The 26,877-nt window shown below is 58.9% G+C and carries 21 protein-coding genes and 4 pseudogenes; 19 read left to right on the top strand and 6 right to left on the bottom strand.

From position 1 onward, the window contains the following. Positions 1 to 6: 6 nt before the first annotated feature. From repC to NKJ89_RS15785, 4 genes are all read right to left on the bottom strand, one after another. On the bottom strand, positions 7 to 1,350 hold the full coding sequence (gene repC / locus NKJ89_RS15800; protein WP_352603700.1) for a plasmid replication protein RepC: 1,344 nt from the start codon (positions 1,348 to 1,350) through the stop codon (positions 7 to 9). Positions 1,351 to 1,505: 155 nt separating this feature from the next. Then, complete coding sequence (gene repB, locus NKJ89_RS15795; RefSeq protein ID WP_352603698.1) at positions 1,506 to 2,516, bottom strand: plasmid partitioning protein RepB; 1,011 nt, start codon at positions 2,514 to 2,516, stop codon at positions 1,506 to 1,508. Next, positions 2,516 to 3,709, bottom strand: a complete 1,194-nt coding sequence (gene repA / locus NKJ89_RS15790; RefSeq protein ID WP_352603696.1) for a plasmid partitioning protein RepA — start codon at positions 3,707 to 3,709, stop codon at positions 2,516 to 2,518. Before repA ends, repB begins: the two co-directional genes overlap by 1 nt. 1,695 nt (positions 3,710 to 5,404) lie before the next feature. Next, positions 5,405 to 6,613, bottom strand: a complete 1,209-nt coding sequence (locus NKJ89_RS15785; protein WP_352603694.1) for a site-specific integrase — start codon at positions 6,611 to 6,613, stop codon at positions 5,405 to 5,407. A gap of 116 nt (positions 6,614 to 6,729) precedes the next feature. Between NKJ89_RS15785 and NKJ89_RS15780 the strand changes: the two are divergent. After that, positions 6,730 to 7,101: pseudogene (locus NKJ89_RS15780) on the top strand (DUF1403 family protein); the annotation flags it as partial. Here NKJ89_RS15780 and NKJ89_RS15775 read toward each other — a convergent pair. After that, a complete protein-coding gene (locus NKJ89_RS15775) occupies positions 7,052 to 7,642 on the bottom strand; it encodes a DUF1403 family protein (RefSeq protein ID WP_502904136.1) in 591 nt (196 codons plus the stop codon). The pseudogene NKJ89_RS15780 and the gene NKJ89_RS15775 overlap by 50 nt on opposite strands. 40 nt (positions 7,643 to 7,682) lie before the next feature. On the opposite strand from NKJ89_RS15775, the pseudogene NKJ89_RS15770 reads away from it, so the two are divergent. The 9 genes and pseudogenes from NKJ89_RS15770 to NKJ89_RS15735 all read left to right on the top strand — a co-directional run. Continuing rightward, positions 7,683 to 7,760: pseudogene (locus NKJ89_RS15770) on the top strand (DUF1403 family protein); the annotation flags it as partial. Positions 7,761 to 7,765: 5 nt separating this feature from the next. Further along, a pseudogene (locus tag NKJ89_RS35755) lies at positions 7,766 to 7,905 on the top strand (SMC-Scp complex subunit ScpB); the annotation flags it as partial. Positions 7,906 to 8,212: 307 nt separating this feature from the next. Beyond that, positions 8,213 to 8,557, top strand: coding sequence for a hypothetical protein (locus NKJ89_RS15765; RefSeq protein WP_352603692.1), 345 nt, complete (start codon positions 8,213 to 8,215; stop codon positions 8,555 to 8,557). Between the two features lie 58 nt (positions 8,558 to 8,615). Further along, the gene (locus tag NKJ89_RS15760; protein WP_352603690.1) at positions 8,616 to 9,002 is read left to right on the top strand and encodes an IS3 family transposase; all 387 of its coding nucleotides are present in this window, start codon (positions 8,616 to 8,618) and stop codon (positions 9,000 to 9,002) included. A gap of 319 nt (positions 9,003 to 9,321) precedes the next feature. Further along, complete coding sequence (locus tag NKJ89_RS15755) at positions 9,322 to 10,914, top strand: ABC transporter substrate-binding protein (RefSeq protein WP_352603688.1); 1,593 nt, start codon at positions 9,322 to 9,324, stop codon at positions 10,912 to 10,914. Between the two features lie 77 nt (positions 10,915 to 10,991). Beyond that, positions 10,992 to 11,168 carry a hypothetical protein gene (locus NKJ89_RS15750; protein WP_352603686.1) on the top strand — a complete coding sequence of 59 codons (177 nt, stop codon included), beginning with the start codon at positions 10,992 to 10,994 and terminating at the stop codon, positions 11,166 to 11,168. Next, positions 11,129 to 11,584, top strand: a pseudogene (locus tag NKJ89_RS15745) (IS110 family transposase); the annotation flags it as partial. The gene NKJ89_RS15750 and the pseudogene NKJ89_RS15745, both read left to right, overlap by 40 nt. Before the next feature lie 747 nt (positions 11,585 to 12,331). Further along, entirely contained in the window at positions 12,332 to 13,261 is a 930-nt protein-coding gene (gene kce, locus NKJ89_RS15740) for a 3,5-dioxohexanoate:acetyl-CoA acetone transferase (RefSeq protein ID WP_352603684.1), read from the top strand. 126 nt (positions 13,262 to 13,387) lie between these two features. Next, positions 13,388 to 14,323, top strand: coding sequence for a 3-hydroxyacyl-CoA dehydrogenase NAD-binding domain-containing protein (locus NKJ89_RS15735; RefSeq protein ID WP_352603682.1), 936 nt, complete (start codon positions 13,388 to 13,390; stop codon positions 14,321 to 14,323). Positions 14,324 to 14,446: 123 nt separating this feature from the next. Here NKJ89_RS15735 and NKJ89_RS15730 read toward each other — a convergent pair whose 3' ends face one another. Then, the gene (locus tag NKJ89_RS15730) at positions 14,447 to 15,343 is read right to left on the bottom strand and encodes a LysR substrate-binding domain-containing protein (RefSeq protein ID WP_352603680.1); all 897 of its coding nucleotides are present in this window, start codon (positions 15,341 to 15,343) and stop codon (positions 14,447 to 14,449) included. A gap of 153 nt (positions 15,344 to 15,496) precedes the next feature. On the opposite strand from NKJ89_RS15730, the gene NKJ89_RS15725 reads away from it, so the two are divergent. From NKJ89_RS15725 to NKJ89_RS15685, 9 genes are all read left to right on the top strand, one after another. Then, positions 15,497 to 16,321 (top strand): enoyl-CoA hydratase-related protein, encoded by an 825-nt coding sequence (locus NKJ89_RS15725; RefSeq protein WP_352603678.1) that lies wholly within the window; start codon positions 15,497 to 15,499, stop codon positions 16,319 to 16,321. A 4-nt stretch (positions 16,322 to 16,325) separates the two neighbouring features. Continuing rightward, positions 16,326 to 18,416 carry an acetate--CoA ligase family protein gene (locus tag NKJ89_RS15720; RefSeq protein WP_352603676.1) on the top strand — a complete coding sequence of 697 codons (2,091 nt, stop codon included), beginning with the start codon at positions 16,326 to 16,328 and terminating at the stop codon, positions 18,414 to 18,416. 1 nt (position 18,417) lies between these two features. Next, on the top strand, positions 18,418 to 19,875 hold the full coding sequence (locus NKJ89_RS15715) for a carnitine 3-dehydrogenase (protein WP_352603674.1): 1,458 nt from the start codon (positions 18,418 to 18,420) through the stop codon (positions 19,873 to 19,875). Positions 19,876 to 19,980: 105 nt separating this feature from the next. Beyond that, positions 19,981 to 20,901, top strand: a complete 921-nt coding sequence (locus NKJ89_RS15710; protein WP_352603672.1) for a beta-keto acid cleavage family enzyme — start codon at positions 19,981 to 19,983, stop codon at positions 20,899 to 20,901. Between the two features lie 45 nt (positions 20,902 to 20,946). Then, on the top strand, positions 20,947 to 22,515 hold the full coding sequence (locus NKJ89_RS15705; protein WP_352603670.1) for an ABC transporter substrate-binding protein: 1,569 nt from the start codon (positions 20,947 to 20,949) through the stop codon (positions 22,513 to 22,515). A 93-nt stretch (positions 22,516 to 22,608) separates the two neighbouring features. Further along, positions 22,609 to 23,562: an ABC transporter permease gene (locus NKJ89_RS15700; RefSeq protein ID WP_352603668.1), complete on the top strand. Its 954-nt coding sequence runs from the start codon at positions 22,609 to 22,611 to the stop codon at positions 23,560 to 23,562. Positions 23,563 to 23,723: 161 nt separating this feature from the next. Further along, positions 23,724 to 24,497 carry an ABC transporter permease gene (locus NKJ89_RS15695; RefSeq protein WP_352603899.1) on the top strand — a complete coding sequence of 258 codons (774 nt, stop codon included), beginning with the start codon at positions 23,724 to 23,726 and terminating at the stop codon, positions 24,495 to 24,497. Positions 24,498 to 24,501: 4 nt separating this feature from the next. Next, positions 24,502 to 26,196, top strand: coding sequence for an ABC transporter ATP-binding protein (locus tag NKJ89_RS15690; RefSeq protein ID WP_352603666.1), 1,695 nt, complete (start codon positions 24,502 to 24,504; stop codon positions 26,194 to 26,196). Between the two features lie 273 nt (positions 26,197 to 26,469). Further along, positions 26,470 to 26,637 carry a hypothetical protein gene (locus tag NKJ89_RS15685; protein ID WP_352603664.1) on the top strand — a complete coding sequence of 56 codons (168 nt, stop codon included), beginning with the start codon at positions 26,470 to 26,472 and terminating at the stop codon, positions 26,635 to 26,637. The last annotated feature ends 240 nt before the right edge of the window (positions 26,638 to 26,877 follow it).

The following is a 26,877-nucleotide window of genomic DNA, read 5'->3' as shown; positions in this document are numbered from 1 at the left end:
GGCTGATTATGATCCGCGCCTCGGCTTGTCGAGGCTGCGGCGCAACGCATCACTGATTTCCAGCCTAGATTCGGTGCGCACAACCTTGCCTGCCATCTCCAAATCGGCGGCAGCAGCTTCGGCTCCGTTTCCAGCGGCTTTCGACGCGTCAAGCTTTGCCCGCAACAAGGCCATTACCATCGGCCAGACTGAGAACTTTCCGGCCTTTGCTCGGTCCGTCAGGCTGCGCAAATAGCCGCCGGCGCTGTTGATCTGGTCCTGCCGCTGATAGATCGCGGCAATGGTAATCGCCGCCTGCTGCTCACCCATTGCCGTTCGCGCTTCCTCCCAGGCGCTCGGGCTGATGCCCATGGTCGGCCGGCCAACCTCGGCCGCGGCCAGAAATTCACGCCAGTTGCGGATTACGCCGCCGCCCTTCACCAGCCAAAGCATGTTCGGGCAGGCATCCAGCACGATCCCTAGCGGCAGTTCGCGTTTCGGTAGGCTCCGTACGTTGTCGGTGTCCGCAAGGTTGCCGCCCGCTTCATCTTTATTTCGCAAGCCGTTTTCAGATTCAAATTTAGAGTCTGGTTTTGAATTCTGTATGTGGCGCCCATTTCGGGACTCATTGGCGTCCACTTTCTGTGTTTTTACAAATGATTCCAATGCTTCACGCACTTCAGCCCAAAGGCCTTCAAGTTCTTCGACAATCGCCTCCAGAGTCTGCCTAGGTGCAGTGCGTGGTATCTGACCAACAATAGCCTGGTAGGCCTGCTGGACCCTGCCCCAGTTCGCCGGCACGCCTTCCTCAATCCCCGCGTCGATCATCTTGACGATGTCACGCCGGCATATGGTTAGCCGCTCCTTAACGAGACGAAAGGCCTTCTTCTCATTTCTGACCGCTTCTGCAAGATCCTTGAATTCCTCGGCGCGCGCGACGATCGGTGAGATATCGAAGCCATAGGCTTGCTCGATCTCGCCCCCCTGCCCTTTCCGGGCGAAGCGCTTGCCGTTTGGGCTGTCCCGACGGATGATCAATCCACACTCGACCAGAACGGCCAGGTGTCGCCGTAAGGTCGTTGGGGGCATGCCATTGGCGCGGCGGATCAGCTGCTCGTTGGATGGCCATACAACCAGTTCGCTGTCGCCATAAAGCGCTGTGTCCGGATGGAACGACAACAGCGCGTCGAGAATAGCCAAAGCGCGATCAGTTGCGCCCAGGGCGATCCTGGCGTCCTTGATATCTTGGAAGACATGCCATTTGTGGACGGTCGCGTCCTTCGGCACGGCCCTTGCGGTGACTTGGCTTGAAATCATGCCAAGCGTCATCGGCCGCCGCCCAAAGGGCGTCGTCGCAATATTCGTCTCCATTTTCTTTCACCCTCGATTAGGCAAAAGAAACCTGCTCGCCAAAACGACGCCAATGACTCTTGACAGTGATTCGTGGAGATGCGATTCTCAGTCAGCTACTACGGAGAAGGGCTTCCACGACGAAAGTCGCTTGGGGGCCTTTTTCTTTTGCGGTTTCAGTCTCCTGTTGATGCTTTTTGTGACTGCCGGAAGGCCTGGTAGAGGTCATCCAGTCGCCCCGTGACATATGCCGCGAAGGTTGGACCGTCCTTTGCCTCGTATGTCACGACGGACTTCGTCGCGGTCGATTTTACGTTCACGCTAACTGATTTGTCTTTGGCAGCCCAAAGATTGGCCTTTGGCTGTTCCTTGGTCGCCTTAGGAAGCGTGTTCAGGGCATCGGCGGCTCGTTGAAATCGTTGGTCACTTGAGTTGTCCGCGGACAACGTTGTCAGGAGCGCACGTAGATCGATTTCCGCCTTAGCTATTTTTTCTGCGAATTCCATCCACCGTCGACGTCCTATCTCCGGAGCTGCTCCGATTGCTTCTATCAGTTCAATAGGGATCGCGCGGACAACCGAAATCATTTTAGATAAAGCAGCCTTGTCGACGTTTAGCGCGGCCATGATGACTTCGCGGGAGAAAGACCGGTCTTCAAGGCGGGCGGCGAACAACGCTCTCTCGATATATGACAGGTTGGTCCGCGCATTGTTTTCCTGACCTTGACTGACAACCAGTTGGTCATCGGACAACTCACGGATAACGGCACGAACCTTGATGCCAAGTTCCCTTACCGCTGCGAGCCTGCGGTGCCCGTAAGCGACTTGATACCGGCCACTAGTCTTCGGATGAGGCCGGACAAGGATCGGCACCTGTTGCCCATGCGCTCTGACCTGGCCAACAAGTTCGCTCAGACCTACGGGATCGATACCAAGACGATCACTAATGAACGACCCGTCGACCAGGGCTGGATCCAGTTCGACGATTATCTTGCCTTCTGCCAGCTGCTTCTCGATGTCTTGCGCACGTTCGAACTTCTGGGTGATGTTACCCAGGGTTCTTGTGATGCCGCCGATGGGAGCACTGCGAACCGCCGGCGCGATAAAGCCGGCGATCGGTCTTACATCCGCCATAGGAATCGGCGCTTCTTCTGCAGTTGAAACCTCAATGAGATTCTTGCGGGCCATTACTTTCTCCCCCAAGTAATCCTTAGCAGGGCTTCGATCTCGGAATTCACCGCGTTTAAGGATTCCATCGCCCTATCATAGGTGCCGCGTGTGAATTGTTGTCGCTCAACCTCATAGAGTGTCTGCTTGGTGACCCCGGCATCAGAGATTGCCGTCGACTTCAGCATGTGGTTGTGAAGCATTCGATTGCCAAAAATCGCCCGCATGAAGCCGGTCATCTGGCTTTGCGGACCATCGTTCGGCTCGTAGCGAGTAACCAGATAGCGCATCCAATCGTAGCTGGTACGACCACCCGCCCTTTCGACGACCGCCATCATCTCACTAGTCATCGCAAGAAACTGGCTCATCGACATCACATCCAGCATCTGCGGATGTACCGTTATCAATACCGACGTCGCCGCACACAACGCCGACATCGTTAGGAAGCCGAGTTGTGGCGGGCAATCGATAATTACGACATCATATAGGCTCTCGATGTCTGTCAAAACCTCGCCGATGCGCGCGAAGAACATGGATTCCGCCGAACCCGACGTGATCGCTCTCGGTGTCTCATGTTCAAACTCCATGAGTTCGAGATTTCCCGGTACGATATGTAAGTTCTGGGTGTAGGTGGCGCGGACAATCTCGGCGATCGATCGCGGCGCCTCATAGCGGATCGCTCCGTAAAGAGTTTCGCCTTCGCCCACATCGAGTTCGGGTTGATGTCCGAAGAGCGCGGACAACGAAGCCTGCGGGTCAAGATCGATTGCTAGAACCCGGTGGCCGCGCAAAGCAAGGTACTGGGCCAGGTGTGCGGAAGTCGTCGTTTTCGCCGAACCGCCTTTGAAATTCATGACGGCCACGACCTGCAGTTTCTCGCCAGGACGACGGCTCGGAACGTATTTCGGTGTTCCGTTTTTTTCGTCGAGCGACCGCCGGATGTTTTCCATGTCGGCAGGAGAGTAGACCCGGCGACCGTTGGCCAATGGTACCGGCCCATGTCCATCCGAGGCCACCTGTCTTAGGTATCCCTCGCCGATGCCGATATAGTATGCGGCCTCTGCAGGCGTGAAATGCCGGATCGTTTTTTGGGAGGTTGGAGGAAAAATCTTTTGTTGGTGCAACTGAAGCTGCCGTGACAATTCGAGAGAATCCGCGGACAACATCGACGGCAGATGTTCCTGCCCGCTTGTTTGCATATACGTTTGTAGCATTGCTCGCCTCGAACTACGCATTTGATGCAGATTTCATTCAAACTGCGCAGTTACAGTATGGCCCGATTCGTAAACATTTTACAAACGCTTAACCATGAGGGTGTTGACCCTCTCAGGCTGCGGTTGTCCGCGGACAACCCGGGCGCCCTCCGCTTCCCTGGGATGTAGGGTAGCCCACAAGGCTCGTTATCCGGCGCATGCCGAGCGGCTTGACGGCCGCCCAGAAATCAATTTGTAGGTGCGCATCGGAGATAAAAACTACCGCCGCCTAAAGGACGCGACACCGCATCTTTGCGTCGGTGAGCATGACCTGAACGCAGATGGCGCCGGAAGGAAGCCGCCTCTCCCTCGTCCGCCGGCGCGAACGAAGAGTGGGCGCGCCGTTCACCAATGGCAGTTGTCCGCGGACAACTGGACGCTTTGTCCATCTAATGTGCTGGCCGGATGATCTATGGACCGCTTAAAGCCGATCGACCATGACAAACGATCATACGAGGTGAGGCAAGGGAAGGTGTGCGTCAAGCACCGAAAAAGAGTCAGCCGAACGGCTCTTTCGGTCATCGAAGGAAATCTTTCTCCCTTACGGCACAGGCCATGGTGTGTCGGGCCAAGACCCTGCCCCGTGGGATGGAGCGGTTAGAGGCTGAAGGCCCACAGGCACGGCGGACCACCAGTCGCGCCCCAAGAAGTCTATTCGTCGAACCGGCGCAGCCATCGTCGAGCGCATTGTCGCGCTGGGCAACAGCGCTCAACCGGCGGCACATCGTGGGCTGCAGACGGCGAGCCTCTCCGGCCGACATAGCCGAAATGAACTTCGGTTTCGGCGCCGCCGAAATAAGCCTGTCGCTATACTGTTGACCGCGACTACAACTGGCGAGACTTTCCAGGGCCTGAACGACACCAAATTCGGGCGGGAGAGCGGTGTAAGAAGGGTAGGGGCCTTTATTTTATGCGAGGCTGGTCACGCGGCGGGGAGTGGCCGGGTTTGCGAAGGAAGCTTTGAGCGACGCGATCATCAGGGTGCCGATCCGACGGCCCACTGCTCGAAAGTCAGACAAGTTGTCGAACTTTTGCGTAGGATGCGCGATATCAGTTGCTCAGATCCTCGTATCCAGCAACAACCTCGAGGGGTGTACGACGCAGGTGGAACAAACCCAGCCATTCGATGAGCGGGTCGGATTCCGGCGACTCTTCACATCATCCTCCCATGCTGCGTACCTATGCCGTTGCCTTCAGCGCCGGATCCGCTGCGATGATGGGCCTCTGAAGGCCACGGCTTTGGTTGCGTCACTTCCGGCATGGAAGACCATCGTCCACGCGTAACTGTCGAGATGGCATTGAGGTCTCGACAGACCTCATACGACTGCTCTGCATCAGCGGAGCTGCGCAATCAGGCATGATGATGCTCTGAAAGCTTCTAAACGACGACATCAGCATCCGCAGCGGCGCATGACGCCGAAACGTAGGAAATGTTCAACGTCTTTGGTGAACCGCCCCGTCAGGGCATCAGAGATCCGCTCGAGTAAAACGTTGTTGATCCCTGTAGACGTGGTTCTCCTACGCCTGGCTGTCAAAGTAGCGATCACTCTCCTCATTCTTTCCTGTCAGAAATGGAGCACCGAATTGATCGAAGTGGGCTTGGTATTCCACCGTCGGAATCCAAGCTCGTCGTTGGAAGGCATCACCGCTCCTAGGCTATAGGCCGGCGGCTTTGGTGAGATTGACACGAAAACGGTCTCGCCGGCGTTGGTAACGGCGGGTCATTTCCGCCGAGACGTGACCGAGTTGTTTTTGCACATAGCGCTCGTCGACCTCGGCCGAGGAGGCGAGCCCGGCGCGTAGCGAATGGCCGGAAAACTTTTGTCCGCGCTCGCCTTCCGACAAGTCGCCGCGCACGCCGGCAGCGAGCGCCGCGCGCTTGACCAGCCGCGCCACCTCCTGGTCGTTCAATCGCTCGGCGCCCACAGCCTTGCCTTGGCCGGTGACGCGTCGAAATAGCGGTCCGTGCCCGATCCGTGCGAGTTTCAGCCAAGTCTGCAGGGCGACCATCGGGCAGGTGGCATCGGAGGAGCCACGACCGATCTCGACCTCGCGCCAGCCAGTCTTGCCGCGCAACCTCACCAAAATACCTTTGTCGAAAATCTCGACCCAACCGCGGCCATCCTCCGTCTGATCCCTGGCAACGTCGAGCCCGACGATTTCCGAGCGGCGCAGGCCGCCGGCGAAGCCAAGCAACAGCATGGCGCGGTCGCGCAGGCCGCGCAGGCTGCCACGATCGAGCGTTTCCAGCATGGCGATCAAATCCTCGGGCAGAATGGCTTCCTTCTGCAGGGGAGGGGAGGCGTGGGTGTTGCGGATGCCGGCGAGCACGGTGGCGATGTGGCGGTCTTTCCTGTCCAGTGGTTGGCCACGCTGAGTATAATTCCAAGACAGCGAAGAGAGGCGGCGCTCGATCGTCGCCACCGATTTTTTGTCCCGACCAGATCCCGAGGCTTGCGCAGTGATGTAAAGGCCGACGGTCTGAGGATCGGGCGGCAACACCTCGATGTTCTGGCGGCGCGCCCAGGCGCAAAAATGCTTCCAGTCGGCGGCGTAGGCGCGCCGGGTGTTGGCGGAGCTAGCCGCCTCAACGTAGTCGCGGGCGCGATCGGCGAGTTTTCCCAGATGCGCCGGCAGGCCAAACGTTGACTCCGAACCGGACGCCGGCAGCGGGGCAGGGGACTTTTCGCCATTGTCGGGATCGTCCGTGGCCTGGCTCATGGCGAGCACGACATCGACAATATCAGGCAGGTCGTCGGCCGACGTCTGCGCCGCGGGTTGATCGACATCGGCCCCCGTGCTGCCGGACGATGCGGAGCCCTGTTGAGGGTGATTTTTGGGCTTCTGCTCGACGTTTTGGGCCATTTCTCACTTAGAGAGCAAAACAAACGATAATGCAACATTATCATTCGTTTTGTGTTGCCGACAGGCGCGGCGGTTGTTGATGAAATGCGTTGCCGAAAGCGCCACCATGATTCATCGTGTTTCCGATCATTCCGCGACCCAAGCCAGCTCTCCGTCACGCCGTCACGCTTCCTGGCAGGACAGTCGACGCACCAGTCCTGCCAGTGCCAGACTGGTTGCGGCTATCGGTTCCCGGCACGCAAACCCTTGCCGCACAAAGCTTCGAGGATGTTGCGATCGCTGCCGGCGCCGCCTTTGGCGCGCTCGACGCGGTGGTCCGCCGGCAGGAAAGATGGGTCGGCGCCTGGCGGCAGCGGCTGGCGCTTGCCGCGGCCGCGGTGACGGCGCGGCAGGCCGGGCGCGTCGAGGACGTGGCAGCTCTGCGCGACGCCGTTCTGCTCACGCGACCCGGGGACGACGTTGGCCCCGCCGGCCGGCTGCTGTTGGCCTGGCGCCGACTGGCGGCACGGCCAGCGGCGGAGCTTCTGACCGTGGCGAGTATCGCCGGCGTGCTCGAGGACGGCGCAGGCCGCGGTCACTCATGCCAGCGATCTTTTCCGAGGCAACGATCGCATCGTCGGACAGGAGCTTGTCGACGACGACGTCCGCGCCTCGGGCGCGAAGACCGGGCGCCACGGCGATCAGGCGGGCCGCCCGGCGCTCGATGTCGGCTGACTGGCCGACGGCGCGCAACGCCGCACGCGCCCGCGCGGCGAGCCAAGTCTTCGCACGCGCGGAATCCGCCTCGATGCCCCTCGGCGCAAGGACGGGCGCCGCGCGCCACGGCCGACCGGAACCATTGGCGCCGCCGGCTTCGCCACCGAGCAGCGGCACGGCGTGCGTCCAGCACAGCCGCTGCGCGAGCATGGCGTCGGCGACCCAGCATCCGACGGTGTGAGGAAGGCCGCGCCTCTCGACGGCCGCAAAGGCGCCGACAAGCGTTCCGACTGCTCCTTCGGTCGCCGGAAGCTGCCGAAGCTCGTCGGCCAGATCGTTCGCTGTCTCGTCATCCCGAGCGAGACTCTAGGCCCTGTTCGACCGGCTGGTCGAGCTCGGCGCCGTCCGCGAGCTGTCCGGTCGACCGACCTTCCGCATCTACGGACTGTGAAGGCGATGGCGGAGGCAGCACGCAGGCGAGGGGGAGCCGGGCAGATGACGGTCGATCAGCTGACCAGCTGTTTGACCGGGAGCTTGATCATCTGCCGCCGGAGGCGCGCTGGCGCGAATGGATGCATCGGGTCGAGGCGACGATGATAATGCGGACTTGATTCACAACGACCTTGCAAACGCCGCCTTCCATTTTAAGGAACGGGTGCGCAAGGCAATCGAGGCCGGTGAACGCGGAGGCGTCGGCCATGACATGATGGCGGCCCTCACGATGACCGTGTTCGCCCTACGAGGCCTATCTGAATTTCGTAGGCAACGCGGTGATCGAACGCTGGGATGAGCGGCAGTCCCTGTGGAAGAAGGAACGCAAGATCGTCGAGTCACTTGGCATGCAGTTGGAAGGACGACGAAAGACCGCGCTCCACGACAAGGGAACTCAGGGAGTTTCGCGACGTGCTGGCCCATGGAAAGCCCGTTCTCACGAAGCAAAAACAGGAGGCAGAAGGCACCGATTCAGAGTTGCAGACCCTGCTGCGCAACTACAAACCGGAGTGGGAAGCCAAGCTCGATCCCGACTTCGTGAGCCGCGCCTATGAGGATGTGGAGGCGATGTGGCGGACGATGCTCGAAGCCGGTCAGATCAATGTCATTGAGACCATCAGCCACGGTAGCCGCAAGATCACGTTCCTTGGGCGAACAGCAGCGGGAGAGGGCCGCGGACCACGGGGATGGCACCAGCTAGACCTGTTTCGACGCAAGGAGTTCGCGAAAGGAATTCAGCCGCATCAAGCCTTGTAGCCGGACGGCTTGTTGTCATCGCGCGCATCGATCAGCACGACATCCTTGTGACCGAGAAATGCCCAATCTTTCCGTGCGCCGCCAGTGCCAGCTGCTGCAGCTGTCGCGCTCCGGCGTCTACCGACCCCAATCCGAGGTCGCGGCAAACGATCTGGCCTTGATGCGCGGCATCGACGAACTGCATCTCGAGCTGCCGTTCTATGGCTCGCGGCGGATGACGTTTGAACTCAACGACGCAGGCCATGCGGTCAACCGCAAGCACGTGCAGCGGCTGATGCGCATGATGGGGATCGTCGCCCTGGTTCCACGCCCCGGCACCAGCCACCGGCGCCCGGGCACAAGATCTACCCCTATCTGCTGCGTGGCGTGGCGATCACCGAGCCCAACCATGTGTGGGCGAGCGACCAACACACCAAAAACCCTCCTCGCCGGCGGACAGTTATGAGTGGGCCAGTTTGTGGAGTGCCTGCGACCTCGAGTTAAAAGCAGTGCTCTATGACGGCCATTCCAGCTGCGAACCCCTCGCGAGGCCGCGTCTGAAAACGTCAGTTACCTGGCAAAATCGGCACATTCCCATGCGTCGGTTGATACCAAACTCGCCGACATCATTGCCAGCCTCAATACATTGATCAGAGCCAGAAAATTACGGCGGCGGCGATGCAGACCGCGGACAAGAAAGTGCGATCTCAGGGCGCGGGATCAACCAACACGAAAGCGACCCCGCTCCGAACGGGAAATCGCACACAGAAAGGGAGGAATCGATCATGAATAATTTTGCGGGCGATCTGAGCCGCCGAACTTTTCTCAAAACGGGCGCCGCGCTCGGCGGGGGTATCCTCGCTTCCGGTATGCCACTCTCGCAGGCCATCTGGGCAGCAGAGGGCAAAGTGCTCAAAGTGCGTAGCCGCACGGACTTCACCACATTCGATCCGGGCTTCTACACGAGGGGCTCGGAAGTGGACGCCATGAACTGCCTTTATTCCAAGCTCACGCGCTTCAAGCCGGGCTCCGAATGGGGTTGGGAGTTGGAGGCGGCAGAAAAGATCGAACAGGTCGACCCCACCCATATCCGTTTCCATTTAAAGAAGGGCATCAAATTCACCGGTGGCTATGGCGCGTTGACCGCGAAGGACGTCAAGTTTTCCCTCGAACGCGTCATCAAGTATAAGTCAGTGGACATCCCCGACTTAGGCCCATTCGACCATGTCGAGGTCGAGAACGATCATACCGGCGTGATCGTCTTTAAGACGCCCTTCGTGCCGGTCTGGAGCATTACCTTCCCATATGGTGTCGGGCATATCGTTTCCGAGCAGGCGGTAATGAAAGCAACCAAGGACGGGAATAATTTCGGCATGAAGCCACCGGCCTTCTCCGGGCCTTATGTGCTTGCCGACTTTAAGTCGAACCAGTATGTGCTCTTAACGCGCAATCCGGACTGGTCCGGCCCGAAGCCGGGTTTTGACGAGATCCGAATCTTGCCGATCGGCGACGATAAGACGGCGGAACGCGCCTATCAGGCGGGCGACATCGATTTCACTCATATCAGTCTGGATTCGCTTGCGACTTTCAAAAGGAATCCGCCACCCAATACCAAAATCGAGGTGATGCCCTCGATTGGCTATGTCTGGCTCGGAATGAACATGGATCACCCGAAGCTTAAGGACATTAATGTCCGCAAGGCGATCCAATGGGCGATCAATGTGCCGCAGATTCTGGATGCTGCCTATGCCGGCCAAGCCAACGTGGCGACGGGTACCATCGCGCCGGGTCTAATCGGGCATCGCGAGAAGGCGCTGGTTTTACCGGAAGGCGACCTTACCAAGGCCAAGGAGTTCCTGGAGAAGGCCGGTGTCAGTGACTTGCAGCTAACGCTCGACTGTCTGAACGAGGCCACTTATTCGACCATCGCCCAGACGGTTCAGGCGCAATTGTCGCAGATTGGCATCACGGTCCAAGTCAATCTCCAGGATTCGGGCTCGTTCTGGACGCTCGGCATGGAATCGGAAGGCGATCGCTGGAAGGATGCGCAGCTTATTCTTAACGACTTTATCGGCCTGCCGGATCCCCACTATGAGACCTCCTGGTTCACCAAACCCCAAGTGGGCGTTTGGAACTGGGAACGTTTCCGCAATGATCGCTTTGACGAGCTCAGTGCCAAGGCGCTGACGATCGAGGATCCGAACGAGCGGGCAAAGCTCTATTATGAGATGCAGGATCTCATGGAAGATTCCGGCTGCTATCGGTTCTTGACCAACGATGCGGCGCCGATGATGTACCGGACGAGCAAAATTGCAGAGGTCGGGACCCGTCCAGACGGGGATCCGCTTTTCCTCGACTTCAAGCCGGCTTCGGCTTAAGCGGCGGCGTCGGGCGTAGGTATGTGGTTTAACTCTGTAAGCGACTGGTCTTCGCGGTCGCGATTATCGTGACCGCGATGACGCTGCTCTGTCTGATGATCCATTCGGTGCCGGGCGATCAGGCGGCGGTCTTGCTCGGCCCGCGAGCAACACCGGAGATGCCGGCGCAGGTGCATGGAGAGATGGGGCTCGATGAGCCGCTGATCGTGCAGGTCGCCGTCTCCTCAACACCCGTGCTGACCACGACCGTCTGATCGAAGTGCTGCAGGCGTACGACCGATCTGTGGTCTGCGCTTTTCAGGCGACCGGGAACTATCACCGGCCGATAGTATGGCGCCTAGCTGAAGCGGGTTTTTAGGTGCGGCTGGTATCGTCGTTGGCGCTGGCCCGAACACGAGAAGCGTTGCACAATAGCTGGGGCAAGAACGATCCAAAGGATGCCCAGGTGATCCTGCACATGCTCAGGATCCAGACGACGCAGGTCTACCATGATCCGCGGCGGGTCGGCATCAACGACGTGCAGGAACTGTCGAAGACACATGAAGCGATCGCCAGGGCCAAGACCGAAATCCAGCACCGTATCCTGACCACTACCTGCCGCTGTATTTTCCCGAGATCGACCGCTTCCGGGGAAACAACCGCAGCGACTGGTTCTTCGCCTTCCTCCAGTCGTCATGTTGGGGCACTTTTTCACCAATCCGCACACGATCGGATCATTGCTTGTTGGCTCGGAGCACAGATAGACCAGTATGTGACACCGTTGTGCGAGGAGGACTATGCACTACGCAGCATCTATCGACGGGTTCCGATCCTGACGAAGTTTGCAGCGTTCACCGCGGCCCGCAACGTCGATCAGATCGAACAAGCCGAGGCGATCACCGGATGGGCGAAACCTCTTTATGAACCCAAATAGCGACACTTTGATCGCGTCAGAGCGAGTGATCTGATTGAGGATCTAATTCGAATATTACGGGCCCGTGCCGGTAATTCAAAGAGAAAGAGATCGTGCGCTTGTATTTGGCGGCGGTGAGACCGTATGTCCGCGTCTGTCGGTGAGGTGGCTCGTCCTTTACTGTGTGCGTCCGAGGTAATCGCTCGCCTACGGTTCTCTGTGGATCGTACCTATTTGCGATCGAATCTCCGTCGAGTCAATCGCTACATCCCGAAGGCGGAAATTGTTAAATTAATGGCGATCTGCGCACAGACGGTAACTGGTATCGGCGCGAAGCTGCAGTACTAGAGAGGCGGATAGGAGGCGGCAGCTATAACCATTTGCTGTCACTGGAGGAATTCGCAGCCATCCAAACGGGCTTCTGACGACGCGTCCCATACCGTCGTTCTCGAAGCTTACGCCAAAACCCAAGCTGCAGCACGACGGCGACCTTTCGGATCAAGTTTAGCAAAAGAGGCTATGAATATGTCTAAATCTGTTATTATCACGTGTGCACCCACGGGCGGTATTCACACGCCGACGATGTCAGAGCATCTGCCGATCACTCCGTCTGAAATAGCCCAGGCGAGCATTGAGGCTGTGGAGGCTGGAGCAGCGATCATCCACCTTCACGCCCGAAACCCCGAAAACGGGAAGCCCGATCCTAACCCAGACCTCTTCATGGAGTTCCTGCCGCGCATCAAGCAGTCCTGCAACGCAGTCCTGAATGTTTCCACGGGAGGAGGCCTTGGGATGACTCGGGAGGAACGCCTCCGAGCGGCCGCCAGGACAAGCCCGGAGATGGCGTCTCTCAACGTGGGTTCGATGAACTTCGGCATCTTCCCAATGATGCAAAAATACAAGGACTGGAAGCACTCTTGGGAGCCCGCATTCCTTGAATCCACCCGGGACTTCATATTTCGCAATACTTTTGCCGACATCGAGTACACTATAAAGGAACTCGGCGAAGGTCACGGCACGAAGTTCGAGTTCGAGTGCTACGACCTAGGCCACCTCTACAACCTTGCATGGATCATTGATCAGGGTTGGATCAAGCCCCCATTCTTCGTACAGATGGTCTTCGGTATTCTCGGCGGCGTCGGTCCCGATCTCGACAACCTCGTGCACATGCATACTATCGCTCACAAACTTTTCGGCGACGATTACGAATGGTCGGTGCTTGCCGCCGGCAGACATCAGATTCCATTCACGACACAGGCTGCGTTGCTCGGCGGAAACCTGCGGGTCGGCTTGGAGGACAGCCTCTACATCGGACCCGGTCAGAAAGCGAAATCCAGTGCCGAGCAAGTGCGTAAGATCAGATCAATCGTCGAGAACCTCGGAAGAACAATCGCAACCCCCGACGAGGCGCGTCGACGTCTAGGTCTCAAGGGCGGCGACCAGGTGGCATTCTAACCATGCAGGCAGATCTTCTAATAGACAGGAAGCTGGTCCATCGGGCCAGGCATCCATCTTCACCGCGCAGTTGTTTACCAACGACGGTGGGCTGACTGGCCCTCTACTCCAAACTGGGATACTGTAATGACTGAATTTAAGAACACCGCCGTCCTCGGGGCTGGAGTTATTGGTGCCAGCTGGACAGCCCTATTCCTCGGATCCGGCCGGGACGTCGCGGTTCATGATATCTCCCCGAACACGGAGAAAAGCGTCCGGGACTACGTCGAACGGGCTTGGCTCACACTCGAACAGATCGGGCTGGTCAAGGGTGGCAGCCCCGACCGCGTCCGCTTCTGCAAATCCGCAGCTGAAGCGGTTGAAGGCGCATCATTTGTGCAGGAAAATGTCCCTGAAAGGCTTGCGATAAAGCACGCTCTCTACGGTGAAATCGAAAGACATCTCGCACCCGGCGCCGTGGTCGCTACCTCTGCATCGGGGCTGACGCTGTCGGAGATGCAGAGAGGTTGGCGCAATCCGTCACACTTCGTGCTCGGTCATCCCTTCAACCCACCGCATCTCATTCCGCTCGTAGAGGTCATGGGCAATGACCAGACCGCCGAGGGCGTCGTCGAGGACGCGGAGCGGTTCTACGCTGCTGTCGGCAAAGTTACCATTCGCGTCAACCGCGAGGTCCCAGGCCATGTCGCTAATCGTCTGCAGGCTGCCGTCTGGCGCGAAGCGATCCATCTCGTCAAAACAGGTGTTGCCTCCGTCGAGGACGTTGATAAGGCTATGTGGGCCGGTCCCGGACTTCGCTGGGCCGCCATGGGTCCAACGATGCTTTTCCACCTCGGTGCGGGAGAGGGCGGCCTCGCAGCGTTCTGCGAACGCTACACCGACAGCTTTAACCGCTGGTGGGATGATCTTGGTGTGCTTCACCTAAATCCGGCGCTGGCGGAGACTCTCGTTTCCGGCGTTAAACAGGAGGCAAACGGGCAATCTCCGGCTGACCTCTCCGCGCAGCGCGACGCTCTTATCGCCAGCATTCAGAAGGCGATTGCTCCGCTCCGGGCCAACTGAAACCGAAAGAGCGCCAAGCATGGAAGACGGTCGTGTTGATCAAGCTTCTGCACACGCGACGCGGTCACGTTCGGGACGGTGATAAGGAAACCGATCCCGAGACCCATCACCAACGCCGATTACCTAGAAAGGTGCGCGCAGCGTCTCGGATTCTGCGGCGGTCATGGACGTGATCCAGTCGACGAAACATTCGATCTGCGAATCGCGGCGGTTGCGGATGACAACATAAAGCCCTTCCCGCAGGATCACGGGCAGGTCAATGACTTTGACCAGTTGACCTTGGCGGATGAACTCATAAGCTGTCCCGATCCACCCAAGCGCCACGCCGCGCCCGCTGAGCGCGGCCTGCATCATCAGAAGGTGATTGTCGAAGCTGGGGCCGGGTAGACCGGCATTTGGCAAAAGGCCGAACTGCTCGAACCATTGGCTCCAGTCATACCAAGACCGCTCCAGCGACACGGCATGCAGCAGGGTATGGTCAAGCAGATCGGCGGCCTTGTGCACCGGCGGATTGCGTTCCAGATAATCGGGCGAGGCCACCGGCACGATCCTTTCCCGGAACAGCAGATGCGGAGTGCAATTGGGCCAGTTACCATCGCCGAAGCGCACGGCGATATCGATGCCGTCATCAAGGGATGCCAAGCCCTGATAGGTCGTCACCAGATTCACCTGGAGCTCCGGATATTCGCGGTGAAACAGCTTCAGCCGGGGCAGCAACCAGTAATTTGCATTAGCCAGATTGCAGGAGATCGTCAGCGCGCTGCGCGTTTTTGACCGGCGGAGGGCGCCGCCCTCGTTGGCCAGCTGGTTCAGGCAATTGGTCAACGTGGCCATATAGATCTTGCCCTCGGTCGTCAGGCTGATCGGGCGCGTCGTGCGGTCGATCAGCTGGACACCGAGAAAGGCCTCGGCGGCCGTGACGGCATGGCTGATGGCGGATTGGCTGACATTCAGCTCCTCGGCCGCAGCCGAGAAGCTCGCATGGCGCGAGGTGGCCTCCACCGCCAGCAAAGATTTCATCGGCGGGATGTGCTTCCAATATCTCACTATGAATCCTTTTCATGTCATGATGAATCGAAACAACGTTGTTTTCGGGCCGCATGGTGCCAAATTCAAGGAGAATCTGCATGACATAGAAGGGGTGGATCCCCAATACCAGCATGAGGCAACCTAATGAGCGGCACATCGACGCAGCTAGACGTAACAATCAACGGCCCGGTTCTCGAAGTGGCTATGAAGCGATCGCCTGTCAATGCGATCAATCTTTCGCTGAGCCGCGAGATGTATGCCGCCTTCTCCCGGCTCAATGACGATCCCGATCTGCGCGTTGCTATTCTGTCCAGTGCCGGCAACGCGAAGAATATTTTCTCAGCGGGCTGGGACCTGAAAGCCTTCGTGGCGGGCGAAAGTGCCCATGCCGAGCAGGGCTTCGATCTTGGGCCTGGCGGGCTAGGCGGGCTGCCCGAATTCTTCGGCCTTTACAAACCGGTAGTCGTCGCCCTGGCCGGGGGGGCGATCGGGGGCGGCTTCGAGCTTGCGCTTGGCGGCGATGTGATCGTGTGTGCCCAAGACGCCTATTTCTGGCTGCCCGAAATGCAGCGGGGCTTCCTGCCGGATGGCGGGGCCATCCAGAAACTGCATCACCGTATCCCTCGGAACGTATCGATGGATCTGATTCTGACAGGTCGCAAGATGTACGCCGATGAGGCCAAGCATTGGGGTCTCGTGCGTGACGTCGTACCCGCGGATCAGTTGATGAATCATGCTCGCGAGATTGCCGCCACCATCGCGCAGGGCGCGCCGTTGGTTGCCACCGCACTTAAGGAATATATGCGCCATTACGGCCATGCCTCGGTCGAGGCGTCTCACGCTGCGGTGCGCCGCGCCTGGGTCGGCAAAAGCGATATGCCCCATTATGAGCGGATGCTGCGCTCGGATGATTTCCGTGAAGGCTCGCTAGCTTTTGCCGAAAAACGCGATCCGACGTTCAAGGGCTAAGATCATGACACATCGACTTTCCCCGATGTTCGAGGCCCGCTCGATGGTTGTGGTCGGGGCCTCAGCCAAGGCCGGATCCTTTGGCGCACGTCTAGCAACTTCTACGCTTTCGCGAGAATTCGCTGGCCCGATCAGCTTCGTAAATCCGCGCGGCGGTGAAATTATGGGTCGTGAGGCGCTGACCTCGATCCGCGATCTTGATCATGCGCCCGATGTGGCGGTGCTGGGTGTCGGCCGCGCCAATCTTGAGCGCGCGCTGATAGAGGCGATCGAAAAAAATGCGCGCTCGGCGGTCATCTTCGATACGTGTCATGGCGAAGCGGCCGACGGCAGCCCGATACTGACCCGGTTGCGCGCCATCGCCACCGAGGCGGGCATCCCGGTCTGCGGCGGGTCGGGCATGGGATTCATCAATACCCGCAGCGGTGCGGTCGCCAGCTTCTATCCCGCAGGTCATCTGAAGCCGGGGGGGATTTCGCTCATCGCGCATTCCGGTAGCGTATTCACTGTTCTCGGCATGAACGATCCTCGTTACCGCTTTGATCTGATGGTCTCACCGGGGCAGGAGATTGGGGCGACCATTGACGAATACATCGCCTATGCGGCCAGCCGCGATACCACTCGCGCCATCGCGGTCTTCATGGAGGCGGCGCGCAATCCGCAGGGGCTGATCGACAGCCTGCGCCTGGCACGGGCGCGCGGTATTCCGGTTGTCGTCTGCAAGGTGGGGCGGACTGAAGAAAGTGCCCGGCTTGCCAGATCGCATACCGGGGCTCTGGTTGGGTCGAACGCGGCCTATGAGGCGGTGTTCGAAGAATGCGGAGCGATCATGGTCGATACGGTCGATGATCTGATGAATACGGCGCTGCTGTGCTCGACTGGCCGCAAGCCCGGTCCGGGCGGTGTGGGTCTGGTGACCGACAGCGGCGGTCTGCGCGAATTGCAGGTGGATTTGGCCAGCGAGACGCGAACGCCTCTTGCCATCTTCAGCGAGGCGACCCGCAAGGCACTGCGCGCTGCGCTGCCGCCAGAGCTGGAACCGTCCAACCCGCTCGATTGTGCAACGGATCTGACGGAAGACTTCCCAAAGGTCTTCGAGCGCGGCCTGGGTATTCTCGCTGCGGCACCCGAAGTCTCGATGCTGGGCCTCGAAGCGGATTTCCGTGACGATTATATCTATCAGGAAGGGGTCTTCGCACTGGCCAAAGCGTTGCCGGACCTGACCGCTAAGCCCTGCTTCGTCTATACCAGCTTTGGCCAGGCCAATAACCGCCGTCTTGGCGACGAGTTGGCCGATCTGGGCGTGCCCTGCCTGAACGGTGCCGGGCCGACGATGGCAGCGGTGCGCAGGTTCCAAGCTTGGGCCAACCAACCAGCCGAAACCGCCGAGCCCTTCATGACCGGGTCGGATGAGGTGATGCTTGCCCGCTGGAGCGCCAAGCTTGCCGCGCCTATGGATGAATTTACCAGCCTGGATCTGCTGCAGGCCTTTGGCGTTGAGGCCGTGCAAAGCGTGATCTGCGAAAACGTCGCAGAACTTCACGAGGCTGCGGCAAGCCTAGGCTTCCCGCTGGTGCTAAAAACCGCCGCGGGGATAGACCACAAAAGTGACGCCGGCGGCGTCGTATTAAACCTACGCGATCTAACAGAACTCGGGGCGGCCTACGCGGACCTGTCGCGGCGCCTCGGCTCGCGTGTGATTGTGCAAAAGATGACCGAAAAAGGCATTGAACTGGCCTTTGGCTGCGTCGTGGATCCGGACTTCGGACCGCTGATCATGGTCTCGCCGGGCGGAACTTTGGTCGAGCTTTTCGAAGAACGCCGCTTTGCCCGGGCACCGTTCGGGCCGGAAAAAGCCGAGGCGATGATCCGTGGCCTCAAAGTGGCGCGGCTGATCGATGGGGTGCGGGGTGATGCGCCGCGTGACATGAAGGCGGCGGCCCGCGCCCTCAGCGCCTTTTCAAAGCTTTGCGCCGGCCTCAGCACCCGGATCGCTGAGATTGACCTCAATCCGGTGATGGTCACGGAATGCGGGGCAGTCGCCGTTGATGCACTGATCGTTCCGGTTGCGGTCCTCTCGAGGAAAGTCGCGTGACATGAAGATCGCGATCATCGGCTGCGGCGTGATTGGTGCTGGCTGGGCCGCGCGGTTCCTGCTGAACGGCTTTGATGTCTGCGTCTTCGACCCTTCGCCCGAGGCAGCGGACCGGATGCAGCGGGTGCTCCTCTATGCCCGGGCGAGCCTGCCCGCGCTATACGACCGTGTGCTTCCGCCACCGGGGCAGCTGAACTACGCGCCTACAACTGCCGACGCGGTGACGGGAGCCGACTGGGTTCAGGAAAGTGCCCCTGAACGACTGGAACTCAAGCGTGCGCTTTACGCGGCGATCGAGCCGCATCTCAAGGACGGGGCGGTGCTCGCCTCGTCGACCTCGGGCTTTCGCCCGAGCGAGCTGCAAAAGCTGTGCGCCGCGCCGGAACGACTGATCGTCGCCCATCCGTTCAACCCGGTTTATCTGCTGCCGTTGGTCGAAATCGTCGGATCAGATTTGACGCCGGCGGCGCTGAAATCGCATGCGGCGGAAATTCTGACCTCGGTCGGGATGCACCCGCTAGTGCTGGATCGGGAAGTAGACGGCTTCATAGGCAACCGCCTGCAGGAGGCTGTATGGCGCGAAACACTGTGGATGGTCAAAGACGGCATCGCGACCACCGCCCAGATCGATGAGGCGATCCTTCATAGCTTTGGCCTTCGCTGGGCGCAGATGGGGCAGTTCGACTCCTACCGTCTGGGTGGCGGTGAAGCTGGGATACGTCATTTTCTCGCGCAGTTCGGGCCGTCTTTGGCGGAGCCGTTGACCCATTTGATGGATGTGCCGGAGCTGGACCAGGCACTGATCGAGCGCATTGCCAAGCAGTCCGATGCACAGTCGAATGGGCGTAGCATCGCGCAGATGGAGGAGGCCCGCGATGCCAGCCTGGTCGCACTAATCCGGGCGCTGAAGGCGCAGCGGGTCGGCGCGGGCGCCACCGTCCGTACTCATGAGGCAGGACTGACCTTCGGCCAGGATGATGAGGCGCTGGTAACCACCACACGGCGTGTCATTCCGCCGACGTGGACAGATGCGAATGGGCATATGAACGAGGCGCATTATCTTGAGGTCGCCTCGAATGCGACGGATGCGCTGACCGAAAGCTGTGGCGTCACCGAAGAGTATATCGCTGCCGGCCGGAGCCACTTCACGGCAGAAAGCCATATCCGATACCTTTCCGAACTGCATCAGGGCGACGAGATCACTGTCAGGACACAGGTGCTTTTTGCGCAGGGCAAAAAAACGCATCTTTTCCATAGGATCCTCGCGCCTGATGGCACGCTTTCCGCCACGGTGGAGGTGATGATCCTCCATGTCGATCTGGCCACCCGCGCGGTGTGCCCGCCTTTGCCGCACGTGGGGGCGGCGCTGGAGCGGCTGGCTGCGGCCCATGCGACCCTGCCCCGGCCCGAAAGCGCCGGGAATGCTATTCGCGATCTGCGCCCTAAGGAGGTGGCATAACCGCAACCTCGCGCCCAATCGCTTGGAAGGCGGCATCGTGACCATAGGAAAACTAGCTGCCAGCGTGACGCGGAGACAATCACCAGCGAGAGGAACCATGCTGAAATGCCGTTGGAAATGAACCGCGAGGTCTTTATCACCTGTGCCGTTACCGGCTCTGGTAATACGCAGGACAAGTCCCCGCATGTTCCGCGCAGCCCGAAACAGATCGCCGATGATGCCGTTCAAGCGGCCCAGATGGGCGCGGCAATTGTGCATTGCCATGTCCGCGATCCCGAAAGCGGCAAGCCTTCTCGCGATCTGGCGCTTTACCGCGAGCTGACAGACCGGATCCGCAGCGCGGATGTCGATGTCGTGCTGAACCTGACCTGCGGCATGGGCGGAGATTTGGTTCTGGGTTCAGAGGAACAGCCGCTTCCGTTAGACGCATCAGACACAGATTTAATTGGCGCGGGCGAACGGCTGGCGCACATCGTCGAGTGCCTCCCGGAAATCTGCACCATCGACTGCGGAACGATGAATTTCGGCGATTCCGATCTGATCATGGTCAACACGCCGGGAATCCTGCGGGCCATGGGCCGGATCATCGCGGATTTGGGAGTGCGGCCGGAACTAGAAATATTCGATACCGGTCATCTGTGGTTCGCGAAGCGGATGCTTTCCGACGGGGTGATCCCGTCTCCGGCGCTGATTCAGCTTTGCATGGGAGTGCCATGGGGTGCTCCCAATGACCTGAATACCCTAATGGCGATGGTGAACGCAATGCCGCCGGATTGCACGTGGTCAGCCTTTTCGCTGGGGAGGGACCAGATGCCCTTTGTCGCCGCGGCAATCCTCGCCGGTGGTAACGTCAGGGTCGGCCTTGAGGACAATCTGTACCTCGATAAGGGACGATTAGCGACCAATGCAGAACTGGTTGCGCGCGCCGCCGATCTGGTCGGGGCATTGGGCGTCCGCCTTCTCGGCCCGGCCGAGGTTCGAAACATGCTCGGTCTCGGCCGGCAGAACCCACTTCCGCTGGACTGAACTCGGACCAGCGTAAGCACTGAAACCACCAGAGAGGAGATAAAAATGAAAAATGAATACGACACGACAATCCCGAACTCTGGCCTTACTCGTCGCTCGGTGCTGATTGGAGCAGCGGCAGGTTTCGCGGCTACCGCAGGTGGCCTCCTAATGCCGCTTTCCGCCCGCGCTGCGCCGCGCAAAGGCGGCAAGCTGCGCTTCGGGGTGGGCGGCGGCTCGACGTCCGATACGCTGGACCCGCGCAACTGGACCGATATCTTTATGTATCTAATCGGTTGCTCGGTGCGTGGCAATTTGGTCGAGGTTCTGGCCGATGGCAGTATAGCCCCAGAGATCGCCGAATCCTTCGAGCCATCGAATGGACATGCCACCTGGGCCTTCCTTCTTCGCAAGGGCATCCAGTTCAGCAATGGCAAACCCGTTACCCCTGAGGATGTCATCGCGACGGTGAACCTGACACGCAAGAGCCACAGCGCATCTGGCATGACCGCGCTGCTTGCCCAGATCACAGATATCAAGGCCGATGGTCCCGAGACGGTGGTCTTCACGCTCGAAGCGGGCAATATCGACTTTCCTTTCGCGCTCGCCGACTACACCATGGGCATCATGCCGTTCGAGGACGGCAAGCCGGTGTTTGACGTAGGTGCAGGTCCCTATCTGCTGCGCAACTTCCAAGCCGGTATCAGCGCAACGCTGGAGCGCAATCCGGATTCTTACAAAGAGGGCAATTTCGATTCCATAGAACTGATTAGTATAGCCGATCCCGTCGCTCGGCAAAGCGCGCTGGTCTCGGGCGAAGTCGACCTGATCAACCGCGTCGATCCCAAGACCGCTCAGCTGCTAAAGCGCTCGCCGAATATCTTCGTCGGCAATACCCCCGGCCGCCGCTATTACGCTTTCACTGCAAATGGCTCGCTCGACCCCTTCGTCAACGTCCATGTGCGTCAAGCACTCAAATACGGCGTCCAACGTGAGGAGTTGGTGAAAAAGATCCTTTATGGCTTCGGCAGTGTCGGGAATGACCAGCCGATCTCGCAGGATTACCGCTTCCATAATCCCAGTATCGCTGCGCGCAGCTATGATCCCGACAAGGCACGTTTCCATCTGAAAGAGGCCGGGATGGACAGCCTCAATGTGAAGCTCAGCACGGCGGATGCGGCGTACACAGGTGCCGTGGATGCCAGCGTACTTTATGCGGAGCAGGCGGTCAAAGGTGGGATCAACATTGCCGTCGATCGTACTCCCAATGACGGCTACTGGAGCAATGTCTGGATGAAAACGCCATTCTTTTCTAGCTATTGGGGCGGGCGACCCACTGAGGACGCCATCCTAACCATGGCCTGGTCGCAGGCCTCGGACAGCAATGAATCGGGGATGAGCGATTCTCGGGTCGAGGATCTGATCAAGGCGGCGCGGCGCGAGGCTGACGAGGCAAAGCGGCGTCAGATCTATGGCGATATCCAGCAGCTGGTCAGCGACGAATACAGTGTCGTCATCCCGATGTTCGCCGATTTTGTTTTTGCGGCAAACAAGTCGGTGGTTCCGAGTACGGTCGTGTCCGGGATTGCGGAGATGGACGGCGCGCGCTGCCTAGAACGTTGGTCCTTTGCCTGACCCTTCGGGATTGCAATCTGAAACGGAGCGCGGCGGAAAGCAGGAGCTTTCCGCCGCTCTGGCGTATTCGAAGATGTTCCGCGAGAGGGTCAAATGCACAAAATCGGCAATCTGATACTTCAACGACTGGCGCTTGGTTTCGTCACACTCTTTCTCGTTTCGCTGGTCATTTTTCTGGCGGCCGAGCTGCTCCCGGGGGATATCGCCGAAGCGATGCTGGGCCAGTCGGCGACGCCGGAAACGCTTGCCTCTTTACGGCTCGAGCTGGGTCTCGATCAGCCGGCTTACGTCCGTTACCTGAAATGGCTTAGCGGTGCGGTGACGGGGGATTTTGGCAAATCACTTGCCAGTGGTAGGCCGATCTCCGAACTGCTGCACCCGCAGCTGGAGAACACGTTCTATTTGGCGACCTACAGCATTGTCCTAGCGGTTCCATTCGCTATTGGCCTCGGGGTGCTTACGGCGCTTTTACGCAACACGCTGCCGGACCGACTCCTTAACGGCATTGCCCTGACTGCAATCTCATTCCCGGAATTCTTCGTAGCCTATATCTTGATCTGCGCGCTGGCCCAGACCGGGATATTTCCCTCAATGACGCGGCTGACACCCGGGGGAGGGCTTAGTGGCTATCTCTACAGCGCCTTTTTGCCGGCGTTGACCCTGACAATGGTGGTTACCGCCCACATGATGCGGATGACGCGGGCCGCTATCATCAATCTGTTAGCCTTGCCCTATATCGAAATGGCGCGGCTGAAGGGCATGTCATCTTTGCGCGTCATCGTAACTCATGCGCTGCCAAACGCCTTGGCCCCGATCATAACTGTGGTCGCGATCAACATCGCCTATCTGATCACTGGTGTCGTCATCGTAGAGGTCGTCTTCGTCTATCCGGGTCTCGGGCAGCTGATGGTGGATTCGGTTTCGCGACGAGATATGACGGTAGTTCAATCCATCGCGCTGATCTTTGCCGCCACGTACGTGCTGATCAATCTGTTAGCGGATGTGCTGTCGATTCTGACAAATCCGCGACTGCTGCACGCCAAGTGAAGGCTGTTCCAATGACACTTGTCATGTTCCTGACTTGGGGAGCCCTTGCAATCGTTCTCGGTACGACGGTAGGATGGTCGTTTCGTTGGATCTTGACGCGCTGCACCACTGGCTATGTCAGGATCGCGGTCCGCAAGGCGCCGGTCGCCGCATCTTTCGGCATGCTGATGATCCTCCTCTACGTCGGTGTCGCGATTCTCGCTCCGCTGATTGCGCCGTTTGCCGAACGTGAGGTGGTTGCTGATCAGTTCATGCCATGGAGCGCGACCAATTTGCTTGGTACGGACAATCTGGGTCGGGACATGTTCACCCGGCTCATCTATGGCGCACGCAATACGGTCGGTATCGCCTTCGCCGTCACGGTGATCGCCTTCGTGCTGGGCTCGACCTTCGGGTTGCTGGCCGCGACGCTGGGCGGCTGGGTTGATCAACTTTCGAGCCGGCTTGTCGATGTGATGATGGCAATTCCGGCGCTGATCTTCTCATTGCTGCTGCTTACAATCTTCGGCACGTCGATAGTTTCGCTGGTGCTGGTAATTGCCGTAATCGATTCAACTCGGGTCTTCCGGGTGGCACGTGCGGTGGCGCAGACCATCGTCACGATGGATTTCGTTGAGGCGGCTCGGCTCCGCGGTGAAAGTCTATTTCGTCTCGTTTTCCGCGAGGTCCTTCCCAATGCGTTGGCGCCGCTTGTCGCTGAGTTCGGCCTGCGTTTCTGCTTTGTCTTCCTTTCGATCTCGGCCCTTTCCTTCCTCGGCGTCGGGATACAGCCACCGATGGCTGACTGGGGCTCAATGGTGCGAGACAATGCGGCGTTAATTACCTTCGGCGATTTGACGCCGCTGTTGCCCGCCGGGGCCATCGCGTTGCTCGCGGTCTCAGTGAATTTCGTAGTTGACTGGTTTCTGCATCTCGCCAGCGGCTTAAAGGAGTAAGCCAATGCCGGATATGTCTGCGGATAGCCCGCTACTGGTGATGAAAGACGTACATATCGAGGCTCGGTCGAACGATGTCTGGGCATCGATCGTAAAGGGTGTCGATCTGACATTGAAGAAAGGCGAAGTGCTCGGCCTTATCGGTGAGTCGGGTGCGGGCAAGTCGACGTTAGGTCTTGCTGCAATGGGCTATGCCCGTGATGGATGCCGGATCACAGGAGGCTCCATCCACTTTGACGGAATCGATCTTCTCGGTCTGTCAGAAACTGCACATCGCGCGATACTTGGACGCCGGATTGCTTACGTGGCGCAATCGGCAGCAGCCAGCTTCAACCCAGCCCACCGGTTGATATCACAGTGTATCGAAGGTCCGGTCCAGCATGGCGTCATGACACGTGAATTGGCCACTCAGGATGCGTTGGATCTTTACAGGCGCATGCGGTTACCAGATCCCAAGCGTATTGGCTTTCGCTATCCGCACCAAGTTTCAGGCGGCCAGCTGCAGCGAGCAATGACCGCCATGGCCATGTCCTGCCGCCCAGATTTGATTATCTTCGACGAGCCCACGACGGCGCTGGATGTGACAACCCAGGTTGAGGTTCTGTCCGCGATACGTGACATCGTCAAGCAACATAACACTGCGGCGATCTACATCACCCATGACCTGGCGGTGGTGGCGCAAATGGCCGACAGGATCAAGATCCTGCGGCACGGCCACGAGGTGGAAGAGGCCGATACCGCGGAGATGGTGAACGCCCCACGCGAGGACTATTCTCGCTCCCTCTGGGCTGTCAGGGAATACAACCGGATACCCCGTCCCGAAGTCAAATCGACCAGTGTTCCGCTCGTTTCAATACGCAATGTCGGCGCCGCTTACGGCCAGTTCTTGTGTTTGGAGGACATAAATCTAGACTTTCACAGTGGCCGCACCGTGGCTGTTGTCGGCGAAAGCGGTTCAGGGAAATCTACATTGGCGAGGGTGATTACCGGCCTGAAACCAGCGTCACAGGGCAGTATTCACTTGGCAGGCGATCATTTGCCCGCCAGATACCGCAAACGCAGCCGCGATCAGCTTCGACGGATCCAGATGATCTATCAGATGGCAGATACGGCGCTGAACCCTAAACTGCGGATTGGTGAACTGATCGCGCGCCCGGCGCAGATGTACCTGAAGCTGCGGGGACAGGCTCTGCGCAATCGCGTACGCGAACTTCTTGATCTGATCGGGCTCGAGCCAGATGGTTTCATAAACCGGTTGCCGTCCGAACTTTCAGGGGGACAGAAGCAGCGTATCGGGATTGCCAGAGCGATCGCGGCAGAGCCGCAGTTGATCATTTGCGACGAAGTGACTTCCGCTCTTGACCAAATTGTAGCCGAGGAAATTCTAAAACTTCTCGACAATCTACAATCCCAGCTTGGTCTGGCCTATATGTTTATCACTCATGATATTTCGACTGTCCGCGCAATCGCCGATGATGTCGTGATAATGCATGCCGGTCGCATAGTGGAGGCCGGCCCGAAGGGCAGGGTGCTGGATTTTCCTGAATCGCTCTATACCCGCACATTGCTTGGCTCAGTGCCGGAACGCGATCCGAGTTGGTTGACGAGGCTGTGCAGTTCTCGCCTGACACAGCCTGGAAGAGGGCTATCGGCGGCGCCCTCCAATGTTGGCAAGGAAGCGGATTCCACGACCGGATAGGGCCGTATCGCCGACCCCAGGGTCCATATCGTTTTAAACGGTCAGCAGCATCCACTCCGGGAATGCTCAAATACTGAACCGGCCGGTGAGGTTGAAATAGGCTCTTTACTGAAGGACCTAATGCAAATGCGGAATTGGTAGACTCAGGAAGTAGCACTTGTTTGGCATAATACACTTCAACGCCGGTAATCGCGACTTGGAGGCATATCGCGACGATCCGCAAAGGGGCATCGATTAGCCGTTTGGTCGGTCCGGAAATCAGCAAGTCAATGGGTGCAGGCATTGCCCGGTTCGACGAATGTCGATCGCGTGGACGTTCTTTATGATGAGCTGATTATGACGCTCGAAGGCAATTCCAGATTGCGCGTGGGCGACGAGGTATTCAACTGCGGCGCCGGCGACGTGCTCTGGGTACCCGAAAAATGCACCGCTGCATTATGAAGGCACGAACGCGACCGTATTTTACTCATTGTCGCCCGTAGCTTGGAAACAGCGCTCGCGGGGGGTACGGCGTGGCTGACGGGCTTTTCTCACACCTGTTCTCGCCGTTAAAAACTCGCGGAAGGACGATCGTAAGCGCATACTGTCCACCGGCCATGACATGACCCTGCCTACAGATGCTTTAATCAACACAGAGTTGATCGCCTACACCGGGCCCGTGCAAGAGGTGTGGTAGGGCTG

The sequence above is a fragment of the Mesorhizobium sp. M0047 genome (assembly GCF_040323315.1).
In the GTDB taxonomy this organism is placed as follows: domain Bacteria; phylum Pseudomonadota; class Alphaproteobacteria; order Rhizobiales; family Rhizobiaceae; genus Mesorhizobium.
This window is presented reverse-complemented; position numbering and strand designations above follow the sequence as displayed.